At 72.3% G+C, this 17,475-nt stretch carries 18 protein-coding genes; 8 read left to right on the forward strand and 10 right to left on the reverse strand.

All coding sequences use genetic code 11. The features are described from left to right. Positions 1–211, reverse strand: a 211-nt coding sequence (locus B9G49_RS17075; RefSeq protein ID WP_233125211.1) for a hypothetical protein, incomplete at its 3' end; no start/stop codon positions are given. Positions 212–302: 91 nt separating this feature from the next. On the opposite strand from B9G49_RS17075, the gene B9G49_RS12070 reads away from it, so the two are divergent. Both B9G49_RS12070 and B9G49_RS12075 read left to right on the forward strand, forming a co-directional pair. Beyond that, complete coding sequence (locus B9G49_RS12070) at positions 303–959, forward strand: helix-turn-helix domain-containing protein (protein ID WP_086216530.1); 657 nt, start codon at positions 303–305, stop codon at positions 957–959. Between the two features lie 115 nt (positions 960–1,074). After that, complete coding sequence (locus tag B9G49_RS12075) at positions 1,075–1,485, forward strand: TRAM domain-containing protein (RefSeq protein ID WP_086216531.1); 411 nt, start codon at positions 1,075–1,077, stop codon at positions 1,483–1,485. 85 nt (positions 1,486–1,570) lie between these two features. Here B9G49_RS12075 and B9G49_RS12080 read toward each other — a convergent pair whose 3' ends face one another. Together B9G49_RS12080 and B9G49_RS12085 are read right to left on the reverse strand one after the other, a co-directional pair. Next, complete coding sequence (locus tag B9G49_RS12080) at positions 1,571–2,290, reverse strand: class I SAM-dependent methyltransferase (RefSeq protein WP_086216532.1); 720 nt, start codon at positions 2,288–2,290, stop codon at positions 1,571–1,573. Between the two features lie 133 nt (positions 2,291–2,423). Next, complete coding sequence (locus B9G49_RS12085) at positions 2,424–2,816, reverse strand: PPOX class F420-dependent oxidoreductase (RefSeq protein WP_049932365.1); 393 nt, start codon at positions 2,814–2,816, stop codon at positions 2,424–2,426. Positions 2,817–2,967: 151 nt separating this feature from the next. On the opposite strand from B9G49_RS12085, the gene B9G49_RS12090 reads away from it, so the two are divergent. The 4 genes from B9G49_RS12090 to B9G49_RS12105 all read left to right on the forward strand — a co-directional run bounded on the left by B9G49_RS12090 (position 2,968) and on the right by B9G49_RS12105 (position 5,580). Further along, positions 2,968–3,240, forward strand: coding sequence for a helix-turn-helix domain-containing protein (locus B9G49_RS12090; protein ID WP_008004753.1), 273 nt, complete (start codon positions 2,968–2,970; stop codon positions 3,238–3,240). A 103-nt stretch (positions 3,241–3,343) separates the two neighbouring features. Continuing rightward, positions 3,344–4,432 carry a glycosyltransferase gene (locus B9G49_RS12095; protein ID WP_086216533.1) on the forward strand — a complete coding sequence of 363 codons (1,089 nt, stop codon included), beginning with the start codon at positions 3,344–3,346 and terminating at the stop codon, positions 4,430–4,432. A 46-nt stretch (positions 4,433–4,478) separates the two neighbouring features. After that, the gene (gene hisF, locus B9G49_RS12100; protein WP_086216534.1) at positions 4,479–5,297 is read left to right on the forward strand and encodes an imidazole glycerol phosphate synthase subunit HisF; all 819 of its coding nucleotides are present in this window, start codon (positions 4,479–4,481) and stop codon (positions 5,295–5,297) included. A gap of 94 nt (positions 5,298–5,391) precedes the next feature. Beyond that, on the forward strand, positions 5,392–5,580 hold the full coding sequence (locus tag B9G49_RS12105) for a hypothetical protein (protein ID WP_049932369.1): 189 nt from the start codon (positions 5,392–5,394) through the stop codon (positions 5,578–5,580). 298 nt (positions 5,581–5,878) lie between these two features. Here B9G49_RS12105 and B9G49_RS12110 read toward each other — a convergent pair whose 3' ends face one another. Beyond that, a complete protein-coding gene (locus tag B9G49_RS12110) occupies positions 5,879–8,047 on the reverse strand; it encodes a glucan 1,4-alpha-glucosidase (RefSeq protein WP_086216535.1) in 2,169 nt (722 codons plus the stop codon). Between the two features lie 104 nt (positions 8,048–8,151). Between B9G49_RS12110 and B9G49_RS12115 the strand changes: the two genes are divergently transcribed. Further along, positions 8,152–10,446 (forward strand): alpha-amylase family glycosyl hydrolase, encoded by a 2,295-nt coding sequence (locus B9G49_RS12115; protein ID WP_086216536.1) that lies wholly within the window; start codon positions 8,152–8,154, stop codon positions 10,444–10,446. A gap of 88 nt (positions 10,447–10,534) precedes the next feature. Continuing rightward, complete coding sequence (locus B9G49_RS12120; RefSeq protein ID WP_086216537.1) at positions 10,535–11,596, forward strand: TrmB family transcriptional regulator sugar-binding domain-containing protein; 1,062 nt, start codon at positions 10,535–10,537, stop codon at positions 11,594–11,596. 94 nt (positions 11,597–11,690) lie between these two features. Here B9G49_RS12120 and B9G49_RS12125 read toward each other — a convergent pair whose 3' ends face one another. The 6 genes from B9G49_RS12125 to B9G49_RS12150 form a co-directional block, all read right to left on the reverse strand. Continuing rightward, positions 11,691–12,779: a hypothetical protein gene (locus B9G49_RS12125; protein ID WP_086216538.1), complete on the reverse strand. Its 1,089-nt coding sequence runs from the start codon at positions 12,777–12,779 to the stop codon at positions 11,691–11,693. 25 nt (positions 12,780–12,804) lie between these two features. Then, positions 12,805–13,629, reverse strand: coding sequence for an FAD-binding protein (locus tag B9G49_RS12130; RefSeq protein WP_086216539.1), 825 nt, complete (start codon positions 13,627–13,629; stop codon positions 12,805–12,807). Between the two features lie 175 nt (positions 13,630–13,804). Further along, positions 13,805–13,981: a hypothetical protein gene (locus tag B9G49_RS16805; RefSeq protein WP_169514834.1), complete on the reverse strand. Its 177-nt coding sequence runs from the start codon at positions 13,979–13,981 to the stop codon at positions 13,805–13,807. Next, a complete protein-coding gene (locus B9G49_RS12140) occupies positions 13,982–15,163 on the reverse strand; it encodes an ABC transporter substrate-binding protein (protein ID WP_086216541.1) in 1,182 nt (393 codons plus the stop codon). Positions 15,164–15,247: 84 nt separating this feature from the next. Next, positions 15,248–16,186 (reverse strand): ABC transporter ATP-binding protein, encoded by a 939-nt coding sequence (locus B9G49_RS12145; protein WP_086216542.1) that lies wholly within the window; start codon positions 16,184–16,186, stop codon positions 15,248–15,250. After that, the coding region (locus B9G49_RS12150) for a FecCD family ABC transporter permease (RefSeq protein ID WP_394334822.1) at positions 16,187–17,475 on the reverse strand (1,289 nt) is incomplete at its 5' end.

Here is a 17,475-nt window from a genome sequence, read left to right on the forward strand (position 1 = left end):
CGGGCAGCGGCAGCCCCCCAGGGGCCGGCGGCGGCGGGGCGTCGGGTGCGGCGCCGGGGCCGCGCTCGGCCAACGGACCGGAGCCGTCGGCGCCGCGATCGGTCGCGGGGCTGGAGCCGTCGGCGCCGCGATCGGTCGAACGACCAGCGTCGTCGGCGGCGCGTCTCGGCGGCGGTTCGGCGTCGTCGACTCGCGTCGGCTGCTCGCCCATACGGATCGATCCGCGGCGCGGCGGACTGAGTCTTGGCACGCATCTGTCCGTGTATTTTAACAGGAAGCGACCGGCACCGCGTGAGTGACCCATGCGCTACGTCCACGTCGACTTCGAGTTTCCGCCGGGAGTCAGACACCCGATGCACGACTTCCTCGACGGCGGCGACGACCGGCGGAGCGAGCTGGTGACGTGGCGGCGGCTACCCGACGAGACGCTCGCGACGCTGTTCCGGGTCGCGGCCCCGCGCGAGCGGTACCTCGACCGGCTGCGGGATATCGCCGCGATCGAGCGGTTCGAGACGTCTCCGGGCGAGCCACCCTTCTACCTCAAGGCGTACGAGCGGCTGGGCGGGCCGACGGAGACGTTCCTCGACGCGTTCGTCGACACCGAGTTCCTCTCGGTCCCGCCCGTCGTGTTCCGGCCGGCGGGCCGGCTGTCGTTCGGACTGGTCGGCCCGCCGGAGCAGCTGCGCGACGCGCTCGCGGCCGTGCCAGACCGGATAACCGTCGAGGTCGATCGCATCGGGTCGTACGGGGGCGGGCGACGGCTGGCCGGGGTGCGACTCACGGAACGCCAGCGGGAGGCGCTGCGGGCCGCGAACCGCGTCGGCTACTACGAGGTCCCGCGGACCGGGTCTGTGGAGGACGTCGCGGCGGCCATCGACTGCTCGCCGTCGACCGCGGGCGCACACCTCCGGAAGGGCGAGGCGGCGCTGGTCGACGCGTTCGTTGGCCGGAGGGAGTAGCGTCGCGACGCGCGACGGGTATATCCGGTCCCGATCGCGACGCGGGTCGATCCGGCCTGACTGTGTCGGCGGTACAACTATACTGGCCCGCGACTAGCCTTCGATGGAGTCTACTATGGAAATCTCCGAGAAGCTCCTCTGTCTGTTCAGCGCGGAAGTTCGCGAAACGGACGACGGCGAGTACGTCGTCGACGTCCCGAACCGAGAGATCGACGCCGGATCGCTGGAGCCCGGCGAGACGTACCGCGTCGCGCTCGTCGCCCGCGACGGAACCGAGGCGTCGGCTGGCGACGCCGACGAGACCGCCTCGCAAGCGGACGACGGGCCGCAGCCCCCGGTCGAGCCGGGTGAGATGCGGTACGGCGAGATCGAGGACCTCGGCAAGCAGGGCGACGGGATCGCCCGCGTCGAGCGGGGGTACGTGATCATCGTCCCCGACACCGAGGTGGGCGAGCGCGTGAAGATCGAAGTGACGGAAGTGAAGTCCAACTTCGCCGTCGGCGAGGTCGTCGAAGAGGCCGGCTGACCGGCGGCGAAGCGGGGAAGTGCCCCGGTGAAAACGAGACGGCAGGCCGCGGTGTCGTCGACGGGACAGGCCTGGCGCGTCGCGCTCACTCCTCGTCCGTCACCCGAGCGTCCCAGTACGACACCGAGGCGACGTAGTCGCCCGGAATCGTGTCGCCCGCGAGCTCGTCGAGGACCCGGAACGGCCTCGCGACCGGGCCGGGGAGTTCGCGGTAGAAGCCGTACGGTAACACGAAGTCGTGTTCCTCGTTCGCGAGCGTGAGACCCGCCTCGCCGAGCATCGCGGCCACCTGTCGCTCCGAGTAGAGCCGCGAGCCCATCGGGAGCAGCCAGGTGTACAGCGTCCGCAGGCTGCGGCTGTTGAACGTGTCGAAGAACACCTGATCGCGGCTGACCCGGCGCAGTTCCTCCGCGAACGGGACCGGGTCGTCCATCAGGTGGAAGAAGCGCATTGCGACGACCGTGTCGAAGTAGTCGTCCGGGAACGGGAGCCGCGAGGCGTCGCCGCGGAGGAACTCGACTGCGTCGGCGTGGCCGGCGGCGGCGACCTTCTCGCGGGCCTGTTCGAGCATCTCGCGGGAGACGTCGAGGCCGACCACATCCGCGCCCTGGTCGGCGAGCATCGTCGTGAACCGTCCGGTGCCGCAGGCGACCTCCAGCACGCGGTGGCCCGGATCCATCGGCCCCAACGCGGCGAGGACGGCCTCCTTCTCCCGGCGGTCGATGAGCCGCCCGCCTCCCGAAAAGCGGACGTCGTCGTACTCTTCGGCGACCTCGTCGGCCTGGTACCAGTCCTGTCCCTTCACGTTGTCCGTGATGAACGCCGGACCGACAAAACCGTACTGGATGCGGTCCGGCGCCGACCCCGGTGCGGTCGGTCGGCTTCGACGCGACGGCGGTCGGGGCGAGCGCTCGAACGTTCGCCGAGAGCCCGGACTGTCAGCCGCTCGTGGCGACGTTCTCGGCCGGAATCTTGACGATGACTCGCGCGCCCTCCTCCTCGTCGTGGTGGGGGTACTCGTCGACGCCGAAGTACCGACGCGCGAGCTCGTCGATGTGTTCGCGCGCGCCCTCCTCGGTCAGCTTGGCCTCGCCGCGGACGGAGACGTACCGGTACGGGTCGTCGGGGTCGAGCACGCTGACGCCGACCTTCGGGTTCTCGCGGACGTTCCGCTCCTTCTGCCGCCCGCGGGCGGTGTTCACAAGCACGTACTCGCGGTCCTCGTGGTCGACCCACACCGGCGTCACGTGCGGGAGGCCGTCGGGCCCGACGGTCGCGAAGTGGGCGTACGACTCGGCTTCGAGGATGTCGACGTGAGACTCGGGGATCACGGGGTGAATGACGGGCCGCCCCCGGAAAACTCGCCTGATCGATCGTCTATGATAGCCCGGTGAGACGTGATATTAACACATTATATTATCACAGGCGGATTCCCCTATATGTAGCCAACCTTTACCACTACCCGTGGGATTCGTGTGAGACATGAGTACCAGTCCCGCGGAGACCGCTGACCAAGACCGCCTGTCCGAGTCTGAGTACCGCGACCGCCTGCGCGAGCTCCCCCCGAGCGCGAAGCTCGTGGCGAAGGTGCTGGAAGGGGACGCCCCCCTCTCGCAGGGCGGCCTCGCCGACGAGTCGCTGCTGCCCGACCGCACCGTCCGCTACGCGCTCAACCGCCTCGAGGAGGAGGGTCTCGTCGACTCGCGGTACAGCTTCAAGGACGCGCGCAAGCAGGTGTACTACCTGACCGTCTGAGCGGCTCGCGCGCCGTTGCCCCCGGCCCGCGATCGGTTCGGAGCCGACGCGGACCGGACACACACGCAGTCCTTTTTACCTCCTCGCCCCGATAACGAGACGTATGGACCTCTCGGTCGTCGTCCCGACGCTCAACGGTCGGGACCGGTTGGCCGCCTGCCTCGACGCGCTGGCGGCCGACGCGCCCGACGCCGAGGTGATCGTCGTCAACGGGCCCTCGGCCGACGGCACGACCGGCATGGTTCGCGACCGCGACGATGTCGACGTGTTGGTCGAGATCTCCGACCGAACGGTGAACGTCGCCCGCAACGCCGGCATCGAGGTTGCGACGGGCGACGCGGTCGCGCTGGTCGACTACGACAACCGGATCGAGCCGGGGTGGCGCGACGCGGTCGACGACGGCCTCGACGCGGCGCCCGTGGTCTCCGGACCGGTGACGCCGATCCCGCCGGGCGGGACGAGCGCCGCGGAGCCGGGAATCGAGGCGGACGCGGTGGAGTCGGGGGGCGGGACCGACGCCGCGAAGACCGGGTCGGCCATTCCGGACGTCCCGGACGCCGGCGACCGGAGCGCGCCTGAGCGTAGCCGGATCGCGGGGCAGAACGTTACCTACTTCGAGAGCGGGAACGTCGCGTTCCGGCGGGACGCCCTCGACGAGCTCGACGGCTTCGACGAGTACCTCCGGGTCGGCGGCGCGCGCGACGCCGCGCACCGGCTCGCCCGCATGGACCGCGAGGTGGCATGGCGGCTGGGACTCGCCGCGCGGGAGGAGCTCCCGACCCCGACCGCGGCGGACGGCGGACGCAGCGCGAGCGAGTGGGGCTGGAAGTACCGGGGGCTCGCCTATCGGCTGCTGAAGAACTACGGCGCCCGCCCGACGGCCCTCCTCCGGACCGGGTCGCACGCGCTCGCCGACGCGGTTGCCGCGGCGAAGGACGTGGTCCGCGGCGAGTCGACCCCCACGCGGTGGGCCGCGACCGGGCGCGACGTACTCTTAGGCCTCGCCGGCGGGACCTCCGACGGGCTGGTCGCGCGGCGCCGGGACCGCGGCCCCGCCCGGAACCCGAACGGCATCTCGACGCGGGCCGACCGCGCCGTCGCGAAGTACGACCGGCGGGTGGAGCGGGACCGCGGCGAAACGGAAGGAGCGGAGGACGGCGGCGAGCGGGCCGCGATCGACGACACCGAGTGAGCCCCGCGCATTTTAACCGAGGGCGCGGTCAACGAACCGACAACGAATGGGACTCACGAAGCGTATCATCCCCTGTATCGACGTCGACCTCGACGAGGACGGCGACGCCGCGGTGTACACCGGGGTCAACTTCGAGAACCTGGAGTACACCGGCGACCCCGTCGAACTGGCGAAGAAGTACAACGAGGCGGGGGCCGACGAGTTCGTCTTCCTCGACATCACCGCCAGCGCCGAGGGGCGCGAGACGATGCTCGACGTGGTGAACCGGGTCGCAGACGAGTGTTTCATCCCGCTGACGGTCGGCGGCGGTATCCGCACCAAGGCGGACATCAAGGAGACGCTCCGGGCGGGCGCGGACAAGGTCTCGATCACGACCGGCGCATTGGAACGCCCGGCGCTCATCGAGGAGGGCGCGGCCGCGTTCGGCAGCCAGTGTATCGTCATCTCCGTCGACGCGCGGCGGCGGTACGACGACGCCGGCGAGCACTTCTACGAGGACGAGGACGGGGAGACGGTGTGGTTCGAGTGTACGAAGAAGGGCGGCCGCGAGGGAACCGGGATCGACGCCGTCTCGTGGGCGAAGGAGGCCGAGGAGCGCGGCGCGGGCGAGCTGTTCGTCAACTCCATCGACAAGGACGGCACGAAGGACGGCTACGACATCCCCCTGATGAAGGCGGTCGGTGAGGCCGTGTCGACGCCGCTCATCGCCTCCTCCGGCTGCGGGAGTCCCGAGGACATGTACGACGTGTTCACCGAGGCGGACGCCGACGCCGGCCTCGCGGCCTCCATCTTCCACTTCGGCGACTACTCGATCGCGGAGACGAAGGCGCTCCTCGACGAGCGCGGCGTGCCGGTCCGGCGCTGAACGCGGCCGGTGCGACGCTAACTACGGTCGTAGTTTCTATTTTTCACCGATTGAAACCAACAGCTATTATCCGACCGCGAACCAAGCGTGACGTATGTCCACGTCCACGTCATCCGCACGTGTTCGCGACGGGTCGCCGGAACTCGTCTGTAAACGGACCGACGACGGCGACGGCGGCGGCGAGGTGACGTTCTTCGAGCGGGACGTCGACCCGGACGAGCGGACCACCCGGTGGATCACGGTCCGGGAAGAGGACTGCGTGCCGCGTGACGACTGGCGATAAGCGGTTTTGGTCGTCCTTGTGTTTTTACTTATAACCCGCTGTCAGCGGAGCGACTGCGATCACCCCGGAGCCCCAGCCGATCGCATAGCAGTCGTGAGTTGACGACCGACGGAGGCGACCTCCAAAGCTCCGCCCCGCACAGCGACCGCACCTCACGCCTCCCCAGCCTCGTCAGTCGCCTCCGCTTCGCTCCGGCGACTGACTCCCTCGCACGCGCACCTCGCGGCCGCCGGTGGCGGCCGCTCGGCGGCGCGCGCCGCTCCGCAGGTCTGATGTGTAAATAGTCGCCGGGGTTCGGTCAGTCGTCCGCGGTCGCAGCGTCGGCGAACTGCGGCAGTTCGTCGTCGAGCAGCGCCACCGTGGCCAGTCGGATCGCGTGCGGCCAGCCGAGCGGCGTCGCGCTGTCGGGCGTCCCGTCGTCGAAGTACTGCTCGGGGAGGTACGTCGTCGGCTCACAGAGCGACCCGCCGGGCGAGACGTGCGCGAGCAGGTCGCGGGCCCGGGCCGTCATCTCCGCGGCGCGCGGGTCGTCGTGCGCCGCGAGCAGCGCGGCGAGCTCCGCGCAGGCGTTCGCGCCCCACGCGGTCGAGACCGTCCACACCTTCTCCGAGAGCTGGTCGGCCCGCCGCCAGCCGTCGCCCTCGTACCGGATCAGGCCGGCGATGTCGTCGGTCTCGTGGGAGAGGCCGTCGACGACCGTCTCGACGTGCGAGACCAGTCGGTCGAGGCGCTCCTCGTCGACCGCGCCGCCGGCTCCGGACCCGTCGCCCGCCGCGCCGAGCGCGTCGAAGGAGCGGTGCGCGGCCGCGAGTCCGAGCGTCGCCGAGTCGAGCCGGTCGTCGATCCCGCCGTCGAGCGTCTCGCGGACGGCGTAGCAGCCGCGCTCGGGGACCCAGAGATCGTCGAGCGCGTCGTACACCTCGCGGGCTCGGTCGCGGGCGTGCGCGGCGAGGTCGTCCGGGAGCGACGCCGCGCCGGGGACGGCGTCGGGGTCGTCGAGCGCGCCGACCGCGAGCCCCCCGCCGTGGCGGCCGAGCTCGCTGTACGCCTCGAGGAACGTCGCGGCGGTGTGGGCGAACCGGCCCGCGGAGTCCTCCCACGCGTTCTGACAGACGACCGGGCGGCCGTCCGGTTCGAGCGTGCGGTCGAGCCCAGCGAGCGCGGCGACGAGGGTCGAGTCGAGCCCCTCGACGTCGACGCCCGCCTCGCGGGCCCGCGCGAGGTACGCGACGACGCTCCCGGTCTGATCGGCCTGATAGTCCACGTCCGGCCCGTCCTCGATGCGAGCGTTCGCCCACCCGGGGGCGAGCGCGCCGTCGCGGGGCCACACCCGGTGGGGCCACGAGCCGTCGGGCCGTTGGGTGGCGACGTACATTTCGGCGGACCGCGCGTGCCAGTCGTCAAGGTCGAGGTCGACCGCGTCGGCGGCCCCGAGCAGGAAGCCGGATATCTCCGCGTCGTCGCGGAACCACGTGTAGCCGTAGCCGCCGGAGTGCTCGTAGTACGGGTCGAAGTCGGGGCCCGCGATCCGGAGCCCGGACGGCGCGGAGAGCAGCGAGAGGACCCGGAGGTCCGCGACGACCGACTCGCGGGCAGGAGCCGACTCGGGGACGGCTGGGAGCGCGTCCGCGGCCGCGTCCGCGAGCGCGTCGACGTCGTCGTGGTCGGCGAACAGCGCGTCGAGGCGCTCGCGGGCGGCCCCGCGGTCGGTCTCCGCGCCGTCGGTCAGGAGCGTGGCGACCGTCGCGACCCCGTCGTCGAACGGCACGTCGGCGATCACCTCGCCGGAGAGGCGCTCCTCCTCGTACCGGTCGCCGTCGCGGTCGCGCGGGAGCTCGGTCGGGTCGTCGTCGAGCAGCTCGGGGAACGTGGTCGGGAGCTGGCCGCGGAGGTCGGTGAAGCCGGTCGCGCTCGCGAGGAAGTCGTGTTCGTCGGCGTGGTACACCTCGACGGCGTCGTCGTAGCGGAGCTGCCCCACCCGGTCGTCGCGGCCGTCCGGCGCGAAGCGGGCGTAGACGACGAGCGACGCGTCCGCGGGGTCGACGGCGGCCCCGTCGTCGCCCCCGTCTTCCGCGCCGTCGTCCCCGCTGCTCGCGCCGTCGAACTCGACCGCGGCCCGCGTGAGGTGCGCGTCGCCGAGCGTCACGTCGTGGCGGGTGACCGTCGCGCGCGGCGTCTCGTGGACCGTCTCGACCAGCGCGGTGTCGCCGACGTACCGCTGCGTCGTGTCGGCCTCGTCGAGCCACGTGACCTCGTCGCCGACGGCGAGCCCGATCCGGGACCGAACGAGCCCGGTCCGACCGGTCAGCGGGTAGCCGAAGTCGCGGAGTTCGCCGTCGTCGCCGACGTGGACGAGTCGACCGTCCCCGCCCGAAAACCGGCCGGAGACGGTGCGCCGCTCGCCGGGGAAGCGCGTCCCGTCGCCGGCGTGGCGCTTGTAGTCGTCGAGCGCGTCGCGAAGCTGCATTACGCGAACACACGCCGCCGCTGCGTATGAAGCTTTGGTGTAATTATTGTTCACGCGTTTGCCGAACGGAAACCCTCAAATCGCGCCGCGCCGACAGGCGGGTCGTGTACGAACCCGGCCCCCCGCGAACGACGAGCGTCGGCGAGTCCGTCGAGCTGGCGGCGCGGTCCCCGGACGCCGACGGCACGTACCGCTGGCGCGTCCGCGACGCGCCCGCCGACAGCGCGCTCTCCGCTGGAGACGGCCCGGACCCGGACGCGACCGGCCCGCCGAGCACGGCGACGGCAGCGGGTTCGGCGCCCTCGACCGCGGTGCTCCGCGCGGGCGAGACGAGCCGCGACGACGACCCGGTCGTCCACCTTGCGCCCGACGCCCCCGGCACGTACGTCCTCGCGCTCGACGCGCCCGACGGGACGCACCGACAGCGCGTCCGGGCCTTCCCGGACGAGCGACGGGAGACGGAGATCCGCGTCCCGGCCGCCGATATCCCGACGGACGGCGACGACGAGGTCGACCGCGTCTCCCTGCTGTGGCCCCACAACGAGAACCGACTCGGGCTCGACCGGGCCGAGCGCGACGGCGACGAGTGGGTCGCGACGGTGCGGGTCCCGCCCGGACGCCACGGCTTCGGCTTCGTTCCCGACGGCGACCGCTCGGCGGCGTACCACGGCGACTGCGAGGTCCCCGGCCCCGGGCGACCGCGGATATCGCTCGACGCGGCCGTCGTCGAGGGCGACGGCCCCGAGGAAAGTGACCGGCTCCGCCTGACGGCCGAGATCGAGCCCGCGCCCGCCGTCGACGACGTGGAGCGCGCCGGCGATCCGGACGCCCTCGACGTGACGTTCCTCGTCGACGACCGCGACGCCGACCCGGAGACGGTGGCGGCGATCGAGTCGCGCGCCGACGGCCGGACGCTCTCGGTCCCGCTCGACGAGCTCCCGGACTCGGTCCGGATCCGCGCGGCCCCGCACGGTGAGCGGTACGGGGCTGCGGAGACGGTGCGGGTGGAGACGGACGCGAGCGACGGAGACGCTGCGGAGGCGACGGCCGCGTCGGTCGCGGTCGCCGGCCCGAACCCGACGCCCGAGTGGGCCGAGTCCCCGACGATCTACGAGGTGTTCGTGCGGTCGTTCGCGGGCGACACGCTGCCGACGACGTTCGCGGAGATCGAGCGCCGAGTCGAGTACCTCGACCACCTCGGCGTCGACGCGCTCTGGCTCACGCCCGTCCTCGCCTCGCCGACGGACCACGGCTACCACGTCACCGACTACTACGACACCGCCGCGGACCTCGGCTCGCGCGAGTCGTTCGAGTCGCTCGTCGACGCCTGCCACGACGCCGGCATCCGGGTCGTCTTCGATCTAGTGATCAACCACACCTCCCGCGACCACCCCGCCTTCCAGCTCCACTCGGCCGGCGTCGACGCGTACGCGGACCACTACCGCCGGACCGACGCGGCCGCCGACGTGACCGGGATCGAGTGGGCCGAACTCGACGGGGGCGCGGCGCCCGACTACTACTTCGAGTGGGGCCGCATCCCGAACCTCAACTTCGACAGCCCGGCGGTCCGCGGGTGGCTCCTCGACGTGGTCGACGAGTGGGCCGGCGTCGTCGACGGCTTCCGCGCCGACGTGGCGTGGGGCGTCCCGCACGGCTTCTGGAAGGAGGTGGCAGACCGCGTGCCGGACGACACGCTGCTCCTCGACGAGACGCTGCCCCACGACCCGTTCTACGGCGAGGGGGAGTTCCACCGCCACTACGACACCTCGCTGTACGAGACGCTCCGCGCGGTCGGCGCGGGCGAGGAGCCGGCCGACGCGGTCGAGGCCGCCCTCGCGCGCGGCGAGTGGCTCGGCTTCGACGACGGCCGCTCGCAGATGCGGTACGTCGAGAACCACGACGAGGACCGCTACCTCGCGGAGTACGGTCGCGACGCGCTCCGCGCCGCCGCCGCGGTGACGTTCACCCTGCCGGGGGCGCCGATGATCTACGCCGGGCAGGAGCGCGGCAACGAGACGTACCGCGGGCCGATCCGGTGGCACGACGGCGACAACGATCTCACCGACTTCCACCGGCGGCTGGTCGCGCTGCGCGGGGCCGAACCGCTCCTCCGCGACGGCGACGTGACGTTCGAGGGTCGCGCGGCCGACGTGCGCGTCGTCGAAGGGGACGCGGAGCGGGCGACTGCGTACGAGCGGACGCCGGCGGGGGGAGACGGGAGCGAGGCCGATCCCCTGCTCGTCGTCGTCAACTTCGCGACGGAGCCGGCGACCGTCGCCGTCCCCGACGGGGTCGAGACGGACCTGCTCGGCGACGGAAGCGCGGTGGACCGCGACGGCGGCGGCGACGGCGATGCCGGGGTCCGGGTCGCGGTCGACGCCGCCGCCGTGCTCCGGTGACCGGTCGCCGTCGCCGTCGCCGCCGTCGCGGAGCGGCGAAGCCGCCCGGTACCGACTCCTATAAGTGTCGCTCGCCAGAGGCGTGCGTATGGACGACCGGACGCTGACCGACCTCCTCCGTCGCTTCGGACTCTCTGATAAGGAGGTCGACACCTATCTCAGTCTGCTCGAACACGGCGAGGCGAAGGCGAGCACCGTCGCCGACGCGGCGGGCGTCTCGAAGCGGTACGTCTACAGCGTGAGCGAGTCGCTGGCGGAGCGCGGCTTCGTCGAGGTGAACGACCACGTCGTGCCGACGACGATCCGGGCGAACCCGCCGGACGAGGTGATAGACCGGCTCCGGTCGGACGTGGACGCGATGCGACCCGGGCTCGCGGAGCGGTACTCCCGCGTGGAGCGCCAGGCCGAGCAGTTCGAGGTGATCAAATCGCGGGTCACGGTAATCAAGCGGATCCGGTCGCTGCTCGCGGACGCCGAAAGCGAGGTGACGCTCTCGATCACCGCGAAGCAGCTCCCCGAGGTGCGCGAGGCGCTCGCCGACGCGGTCGACCGCGGCGTCCTCGTCCTGCTCGTCGTCTCCGACGCCGACGCGAGCCTCGACGCGGACGACCCCGCGCTGTCGGGCGTCGCGAACGTCGTCCGGACGTGGAGCGAGGCGATGCCGACGCTGCTCACGGTCGACTCCGCGGCCGGCGTCGTCTCCCCGCCCGAGCTCCTCCGGCAGTCGACCACCGACCGACAGGCCATCGCCTTCGCCCAGGAGCAGCTCGCGCCCGTGATCGTCGGCTCCTTCCTCGGGAACTACTGGCCCGCCGCGACCGAGATGGCCGTCGCCGAGCCGGCGCCGCTCCCGGTCGAGTACACCGACTTCAGACACACCGTCCTCCAGGCGACCCTGCGGCTCCGCGCCGGCGACCCGCCGCGGGTGACCGTCGGGGGGCGGTGGACCGACGACGACGAGGCGGCCGAGATCGTCGGCCGCGTCGTCGAGACGAAACAGGGGATGGTGGAGCCGAGGAACAACGAGTTCCCGGTCGAGCACTCGCTCGTCGTCGAGACCGACGACGGCGAGGCCACCGTCGGGGGACAGGGCGCGTTCGTCGAGGACGTCGAGGCGGACCTCGTCCGGATCGAGTCGGACGAGGAGTAGGGCGGCGACGCGGGGTTCCGGAGGGCCGGGACGCGGACCCCGAGACGCGGAGATCCGGAACACGCGGCGGAGCGACGCGTCCTCCCGGCGGCGGTCAGCTCTCCGAGGGAACCGACGAGCTCGACGGGCCGCCGTCGAGGGAGGGAGCGTCCGGATCGACCCTGAACCAGCAGTCTGAACCGGTCGCGTCGCCGCCGCCCCCGAGCAGCGCCACGCCGGCGAGCCGACCGCGCGGGTCGCGGCGGCACACCTCCAGCGCCACCGGCAGCGTCGGGACGCGGCCGTCCGTCGGAGACAGCGCGTACCCGGAGACGCGGACGGTCGCGCCGCGATCGGCCTCGGCGGCCCGGTCGGGGCCGTCGGCGCGTTCGGAGCCGCCGACGCGCTCGTAGTCGTCGACGAGGCCGACCGCCGCGAGCCGGTCGAACGCGGCCGCGACCGGGTCCGCGGCCGGCGTCGGCCCGGGGTCCGGGAGGCGCTCGGCGGCCGCGGACAGCACCGTCGCCTGCGCCTCCGGATCGAGGTGGCGGTCGAGCGCTATCGCCGTCGCTTCGAGCAGGCAGAGACAGAGGTCGTCGGGGTCGGAGAGCCGTTCCGCGAACGCGAAGTACGCGTCCATCACCGCCGACTCGACGCGGTCGTGGCCCGCCGCGGAAAGCGCTTCGAACGCCGCCGCCGCCGCGGCATGACAGAACTCGACGCGGTCGCGGCGCGGGCCCCGTCCGGGCGGTCCGGACCGGGTCGGTGCGTCGGGGTGCGGATCCGCGTCGCCATCGAGGGCGCTCCCGTCGCTGCCCTCGGCGTCGCGGTCGCCCTCGGCTGGACGGTCGTCGACGGCCTCCACCACGCGGTCGGTCAGCTCGTCGGCCGCGCCGACGTCGGGGTCGGGGACAAATCGGTCGAGGCCCGGGTCCCCGGTCGCCGTCCCGGTCGTCGGCTCCGCGAACTCCTGTCTGACGATCACGTCGTAGAAGGGGAGTTCCGGGTCGTACCGACGGAGCGTGTCGCGGTACTGCTCCGTCGCCCGGGCCGCCGCGCGGGCTGTCTCGCGGCCCTCAAAGCGCAGCCCCGCGGCCGGGACCGGGCGGTCGCCGTACCGGGCGCAGACGAGCGAGAACTCGCCGTCCTCGCCCGCGAGCGATTCGATGTGGTCCGCGATGTCGAGTAGCGTGGTTCCGATCACGGCCGTGTCCTCGGTGTCGGGTCGGTCACTCCTCTAGGCTCGGGTACGTCTCCTGCGGGTCGGGGTGTGGCTCGGCGAACCGGTCGCGGGTCGCGTCGAGCGCGGCCGACTCCCGCGCCTCGCGCTCGGCGGCGGCGATCTCCTCGCAGCCCGGCGGCACGTCGCGGTCGCGGTCGGTGAAGTACCCCTCCGGCGCGACCCAGTCGTGGTAGAACGGCTCGTCGGACTCCTCCAACAGCGTCACGGCGACCTCCGCTCCGTGGCCCGCGCACACCGCCGCCTGGTGGGGTTTGCGGGCGAGCCGTCCCGCGGCGTACAGCCCGTCGACGCCGGTCCGCCCGCGCTCGTCGGCGTCGACGTACGCCTTCCCGCGGTCGACAATATCGACGCCGTCGAGCTCCGTCAGATACCCCACCTCGTTCTTCGTCGCCGCGACGACCCGTCGGGCACCGATCCGATCGCCCTCGTCGGAGGTCACGGCGAAGCGGGCGCCGTTCGCCGCGTTTCCGGCGTCGGCCGCGTCGGGGTCCCCGTCGGCGAGCGAGACCCGCGTGACCCGGGCGTCGAGCCGGTCCGCGCCGGCGGTCTCCGCCTGCTCGCCGAGCAGGTCCAGCAGGCGGCGCGGGTCGACGCCGAGCGGGAAGCCGGGGAAGTTCTCTAGGCGCGCGTTCCGCCGGAGGATCGACTCGCCCGGGTCGACGACGAGCGTGTCGAGCCCCTGCCGAGCGGTGTACACGGCCGCAGAGAGCCCGGCGCCGCCGCCGCCGACGACGACCGCGTCGCGCTCGCGCGGGCGCTCGTCGGTCGGGCCGTCCGGGCCCTCGACCGCTCCGGTCGCGCCCGCCGTCATCGCTCGATCACCCGTCCACGTCCGAAGGCGTCGCCGGTCCGATCGCGGTTCGAGTCCATACCCGTTGACGCCGCCGCGACGAGATACGGGCTTCGGTCGCGGGTCGCGTCCCCGACGCGACCCGAGCGGGCCGATGCGTCGATCGGGCGCGCCGGAGCGGCCGACGATCCCGCGGTCATCGGCGAACTCGGACCGGCCGCTCCGCGGCGATGAAGGGCTCGTCGCGGTCGGTCGCCGCGAACGCGATCCCGCCGCACTCGCCGCGCTCGACGCGCCACGTCGGCAGCGCGGGCACGTCGTAGTCGGTCGGGTCGCCGTACGTCGCCGCGACGGTCCACTCGCGGGCGCGCATCTACAGCTCTCCGTTGATCGCGTCGGCCACCCGTTGCCGGTCGAACAGCCGCTCGTCTTCGGGGATCTCCGGGTACGGGCCCTCCTCGTAGCGGGGCCACGCGCCGAACGCGTCGGGGTACAGCTGCTTCGCGGTCATCTCCAGCTGGAAGAGGTTCAGGATCGGTCCCTGATACCGCGCGCCCTGCGGGTGGATCCGGTCGTTCTTCACCGCGGTGACCTCCGAGCCGACGGGGTCCTCCTCGAAGGCGGCCCGCCGCCCGGCCATGTCGGTTCCGGGCTCGAAGCCGCCGAGGTAGAGGATCACGTCGGGGTCGGCTTCCAGTATCGTCTCGAAGTCGACGACCGTGCCGGACTCGACGCTCCCTCCGAAGGCGTCGCGCGGCCCGAGCGGGCGCGTGTGCGACGTGAGGAAGCCGGGGTTGCTCAGCGCGTACGCGTAGATCTGCTCGATGTCGGCGGCCGCGACCATGATCGCGGTCGGGCGCTCCGACTCCGGCGGGAGCCCATCGTCGATCGTCGCGAGGAGCTCCTCGCGGACGGCCGCGAGCGCCTCGTAGCGCTCGCGCTCGCGGAACGCCTCCGCGACGATTTCGAACTGCTCCCAGAGGCCGTAGTACTGGTACCCGTCGGCCCACTCGCCCGTCGGCTCCTGGTGGCGGTCGGAGAGGGAGTTGCCGAACCACGGCGAGACGCGCTCGGCGATCTCGTCGACGTCCTCGCGGCTCCACGCGTCCTGCCGGGTGATCCACGCCGGGTCGGCGAGGTGGACGTCGCTGTCGAGTTCGTACAGCTTCTCCTTGTCGGGCTGCCACGATGAGTAGAGCCCCGACCAGTCGAGCGAGACGCCGGGGAGCCGCTCGACGAACTGGTTCCAGAGCCCGTCGTAGTAGTCCGGCGCGTGCATCGCGGTGAGCCCGTCGCTCCGTCCGAGGGCGAACGCCATGCCCGCGTGGTGAGTGAGCCGCGTGAACACCGTCTCGGGCGGCGACTCGAACGTCACCTCGCCGGTCGGCGAGATCGACGCGGCGTAGCTCTCGTCGCCGCCGTCGGACCTCGACGGATCGGACTCCGCGCCGCCGCCGGCACAGCCGGCGAGTAGTCCGCCGAGGGCGACCGTCCCGCCGTACTTCGCGAACGCTCTCCGGGTGTGTCCGTCGACTGCCTCGTCGCTTCTGCGCATATTTTTAGGCTAGCCTAAACCAATTTAACCGTTCCGATCTTTAGGCTGGCCTAAAAACACGCCGCTCCCCCGCACCGGTTCCGGTCACTCTTCGTGGCGCGCGCGGATCGGTGTGACTCGCGGCCCGCGGTCGGTGTCGACCACGTCGGCGTCGACGCGGAACACCTCGGAGAGCAGGTCCTCCGTGACGACCTCCTCCGGCGGGCCGCGCGCCCGGACTTCCCCGCCCTTGAGCGCGACCACGCGGTCGGCGAGCCGCGCGGCCTGCTCGATGTCGTGGAGGACGACGACCACGGTGACATCGCTCTCGTCGCGGAGCGTCTCGATTACCTCCATCACCTCCATCTGGTGGTGAAGGTCGAGGAACGTCGTCGGCTCGTCCAAGAGGAGTACGTCGGTGTCCTGCGCCAACGCCATCGCGATCCACGCCAACTGCCGCTGCCCGCCGCTCAGGCTCCCAACCTCGCGGTCGCGCAGGTGGCCGCAGCCCGTCAGGTCGATTGCGCGCTCGACCGCGCGAGCGTCCTCCTCGGTCGTCCGCTCGAAGAACCCCCGGTGCGGGTAGCGACCGTGGTACACGAGGTCCTCGACGGTGATGCTCTCGGGCGACGTGCGCTCCTGCGAGAGCAGCCCGAGCCGCTTCGCGAGCGGCTTCGCGTCCATCGACTGGACGTCGCGCCCGTCGAGCAGGACCGAGCCGTCGTCGGGCGCTATCTGGTCCGCCAACCCCTTCAGGAGGGTGCTCTTCCCGGAGCCGTTCGGCCCGACGAGCGCCGTCACCGCGCCCGGCTCGGCCGCGATCGACTCGCCGTCGATCACCGGCTCCGGGGCGGTCGGGTAGCCCACCACGAGGTCCTCGGCGTTGAGGTCGCTCGCGTCGGTCGCGTCGCCGGCTCCGGTCGGTCCGGTCGCGTCACCGGCCCCTGTCTGTCCGGTCCCGTCGCGCGGGCCGTTCGCGCCGCGCGTTTCGGTCTTGCCGCTCGATCCCTCCGGTTCGGTCGCGTTCGCACGGAATATGGACACTCAGAGCTCACCCACGTTCTGCCGCCGCCGCATCAGGTACAGGAAGTACGGGCCGCCGACCAGCCCGGTGACGATCCCCACCGGGATCTGTGCGTCCGCGCCGGTTAGGACGCTCACCCCGAGGCGCGCGCCGACGTCGGCGCCGACCATCAGCGCCGGGCCGACGAACAGGCAGCCGACGATCACCCGCTTGTAATCGCTGCCGACGAGATTCCGGACCACGTGCGGGACGATGAGGCCGACGAAGCTCACGATCCCCGCCACCGCGATGCTGGCGGCGGCCGCCAGCACGGCGACGCCGGAGAGCGCGAACCGGACCCGCTCGATCGACATCCCCAGCGACTTCGCCGTCTGCTCGCCGAGGAGGAGGAGGTTCAGCTGCCGCGAGCCGACGAGCGACAGCACGACCGCCACGAGCGTCCACGGGAGCGCGGTCCGGACCTGCTCCCAGTCGGTCCCCGTCAGCGACCCCGTCGTCCACTGGATCGCCGACTGGACGACGCCGATGTCGTCGGCGAAAAAGAACAGCCCCGTCTGGAGGCTGTTGAAGACGGTCCCGACGATGACGCCCGCGAGCACGAGCCGGACCGGGCTCGTCCCGTTCTTCCACGCGATAGCGTAGACGATCAGGAACGCGACCGATCCGCCGAGCGCCGCGATCAGCGGGAGGAACGCCGAGAGCCCGCCGAACACGACGAGCGTGAGCAGGATGGTCAGCCCGGCGCCCGAGGAGACGCCGAGGATGAACGGGCTCGCGAGTTCGTTGCGCGTCACCGCCTGGAAGATGGCGCCGGAGACGGCGAGGTTCATCCCGACGACGACGGCGACGAACACTCGCGGCAGGCGGATGCTCCAGACGACGAGCGTCTCGCGCGCGAGCTCCGGCAGCTCGCCCCGGAACCCCGTGACCGCCCGCATCGGCTCCTCGCCGAGGAGGAAGTTGAGGAACCACCGCGGGTCGAGCAGGACGGCCGGGTCGAGGACGGCCCGCCACGCCTGCCCGACCGTCATCGAGTATGCCCCGAAGCTCACCTGAACGAGCCCCGCGAGGACGACTATGAAGAGACTCACCGCGGCCACGGTCGCGCGCCGCGGCTCGAAGAGCCACCCGAGCCGACCGTGCCCGCCCGGTCGCCCCCCGGTCGACTCCCCGCTGCCCGCCTGACCCTCCCCCCCCGTCCCCCGCCCGCCTCCCGCCCCCCACCCCGCACCGCTCCACGCGGGCCTCCGCCCGCTCGCGGCGCGTCGACCCGGCCCCCCCCGCCGACGCCCGCCCCCGCCCGGCCGCC

The organism is Halorubrum sp. SD683 (assembly GCF_002135045.1).
Classification (GTDB): Archaea; Halobacteriota; Halobacteria; order Halobacteriales; family Haloferacaceae; genus Halorubrum; species Halorubrum ezzemoulense.

What these genes read in the sequence shown, in the direction of transcription:
- B9G49_RS12070 (WP_086216530.1), top strand. Translation starts at nt 303, where the DNA reads ATGCGCTACGTCCACGTCGACTTCGAGTTTCCGCCGGGAGTCAGACAC.
- B9G49_RS12075 (WP_086216531.1), top strand. Translation starts at nt 1,075, where the DNA reads ATGGAAATCTCCGAGAAGCTCCTCTGTCTGTTCAGCGCGGAAGTTCGC.
- B9G49_RS12090 (WP_008004753.1), top strand. Translation starts at nt 2,968, where the DNA reads ATGAGTACCAGTCCCGCGGAGACCGCTGACCAAGACCGCCTGTCCGAG.
- B9G49_RS12095 (WP_086216533.1), top strand. Translation starts at nt 3,344, where the DNA reads ATGGACCTCTCGGTCGTCGTCCCGACGCTCAACGGTCGGGACCGGTTG.
- hisF (WP_086216534.1), top strand. Translation starts at nt 4,479, where the DNA reads ATGGGACTCACGAAGCGTATCATCCCCTGTATCGACGTCGACCTCGAC.
- B9G49_RS12105 (WP_049932369.1), top strand. Translation starts at nt 5,392, where the DNA reads ATGTCCACGTCCACGTCATCCGCACGTGTTCGCGACGGGTCGCCGGAA.
- B9G49_RS12110 (WP_086216535.1), bottom strand. Translation starts at nt 8,047, where the DNA reads ATGCAGCTTCGCGACGCGCTCGACGACTACAAGCGCCACGCCGGCGAC.
- B9G49_RS12120 (WP_086216537.1), top strand. Translation starts at nt 10,535, where the DNA reads ATGGACGACCGGACGCTGACCGACCTCCTCCGTCGCTTCGGACTCTCT.
- B9G49_RS12130 (WP_086216539.1), bottom strand. Translation starts at nt 13,629, where the DNA reads ATGACGGCGGGCGCGACCGGAGCGGTCGAGGGCCCGGACGGCCCGACC.
- B9G49_RS16805 (WP_169514834.1), bottom strand. Translation starts at nt 13,981, where the DNA reads ATGCGCGCCCGCGAGTGGACCGTCGCGGCGACGTACGGCGACCCGACC.
- B9G49_RS12140 (WP_086216541.1), bottom strand. Translation starts at nt 15,163, where the DNA reads ATGCGCAGAAGCGACGAGGCAGTCGACGGACACACCCGGAGAGCGTTC.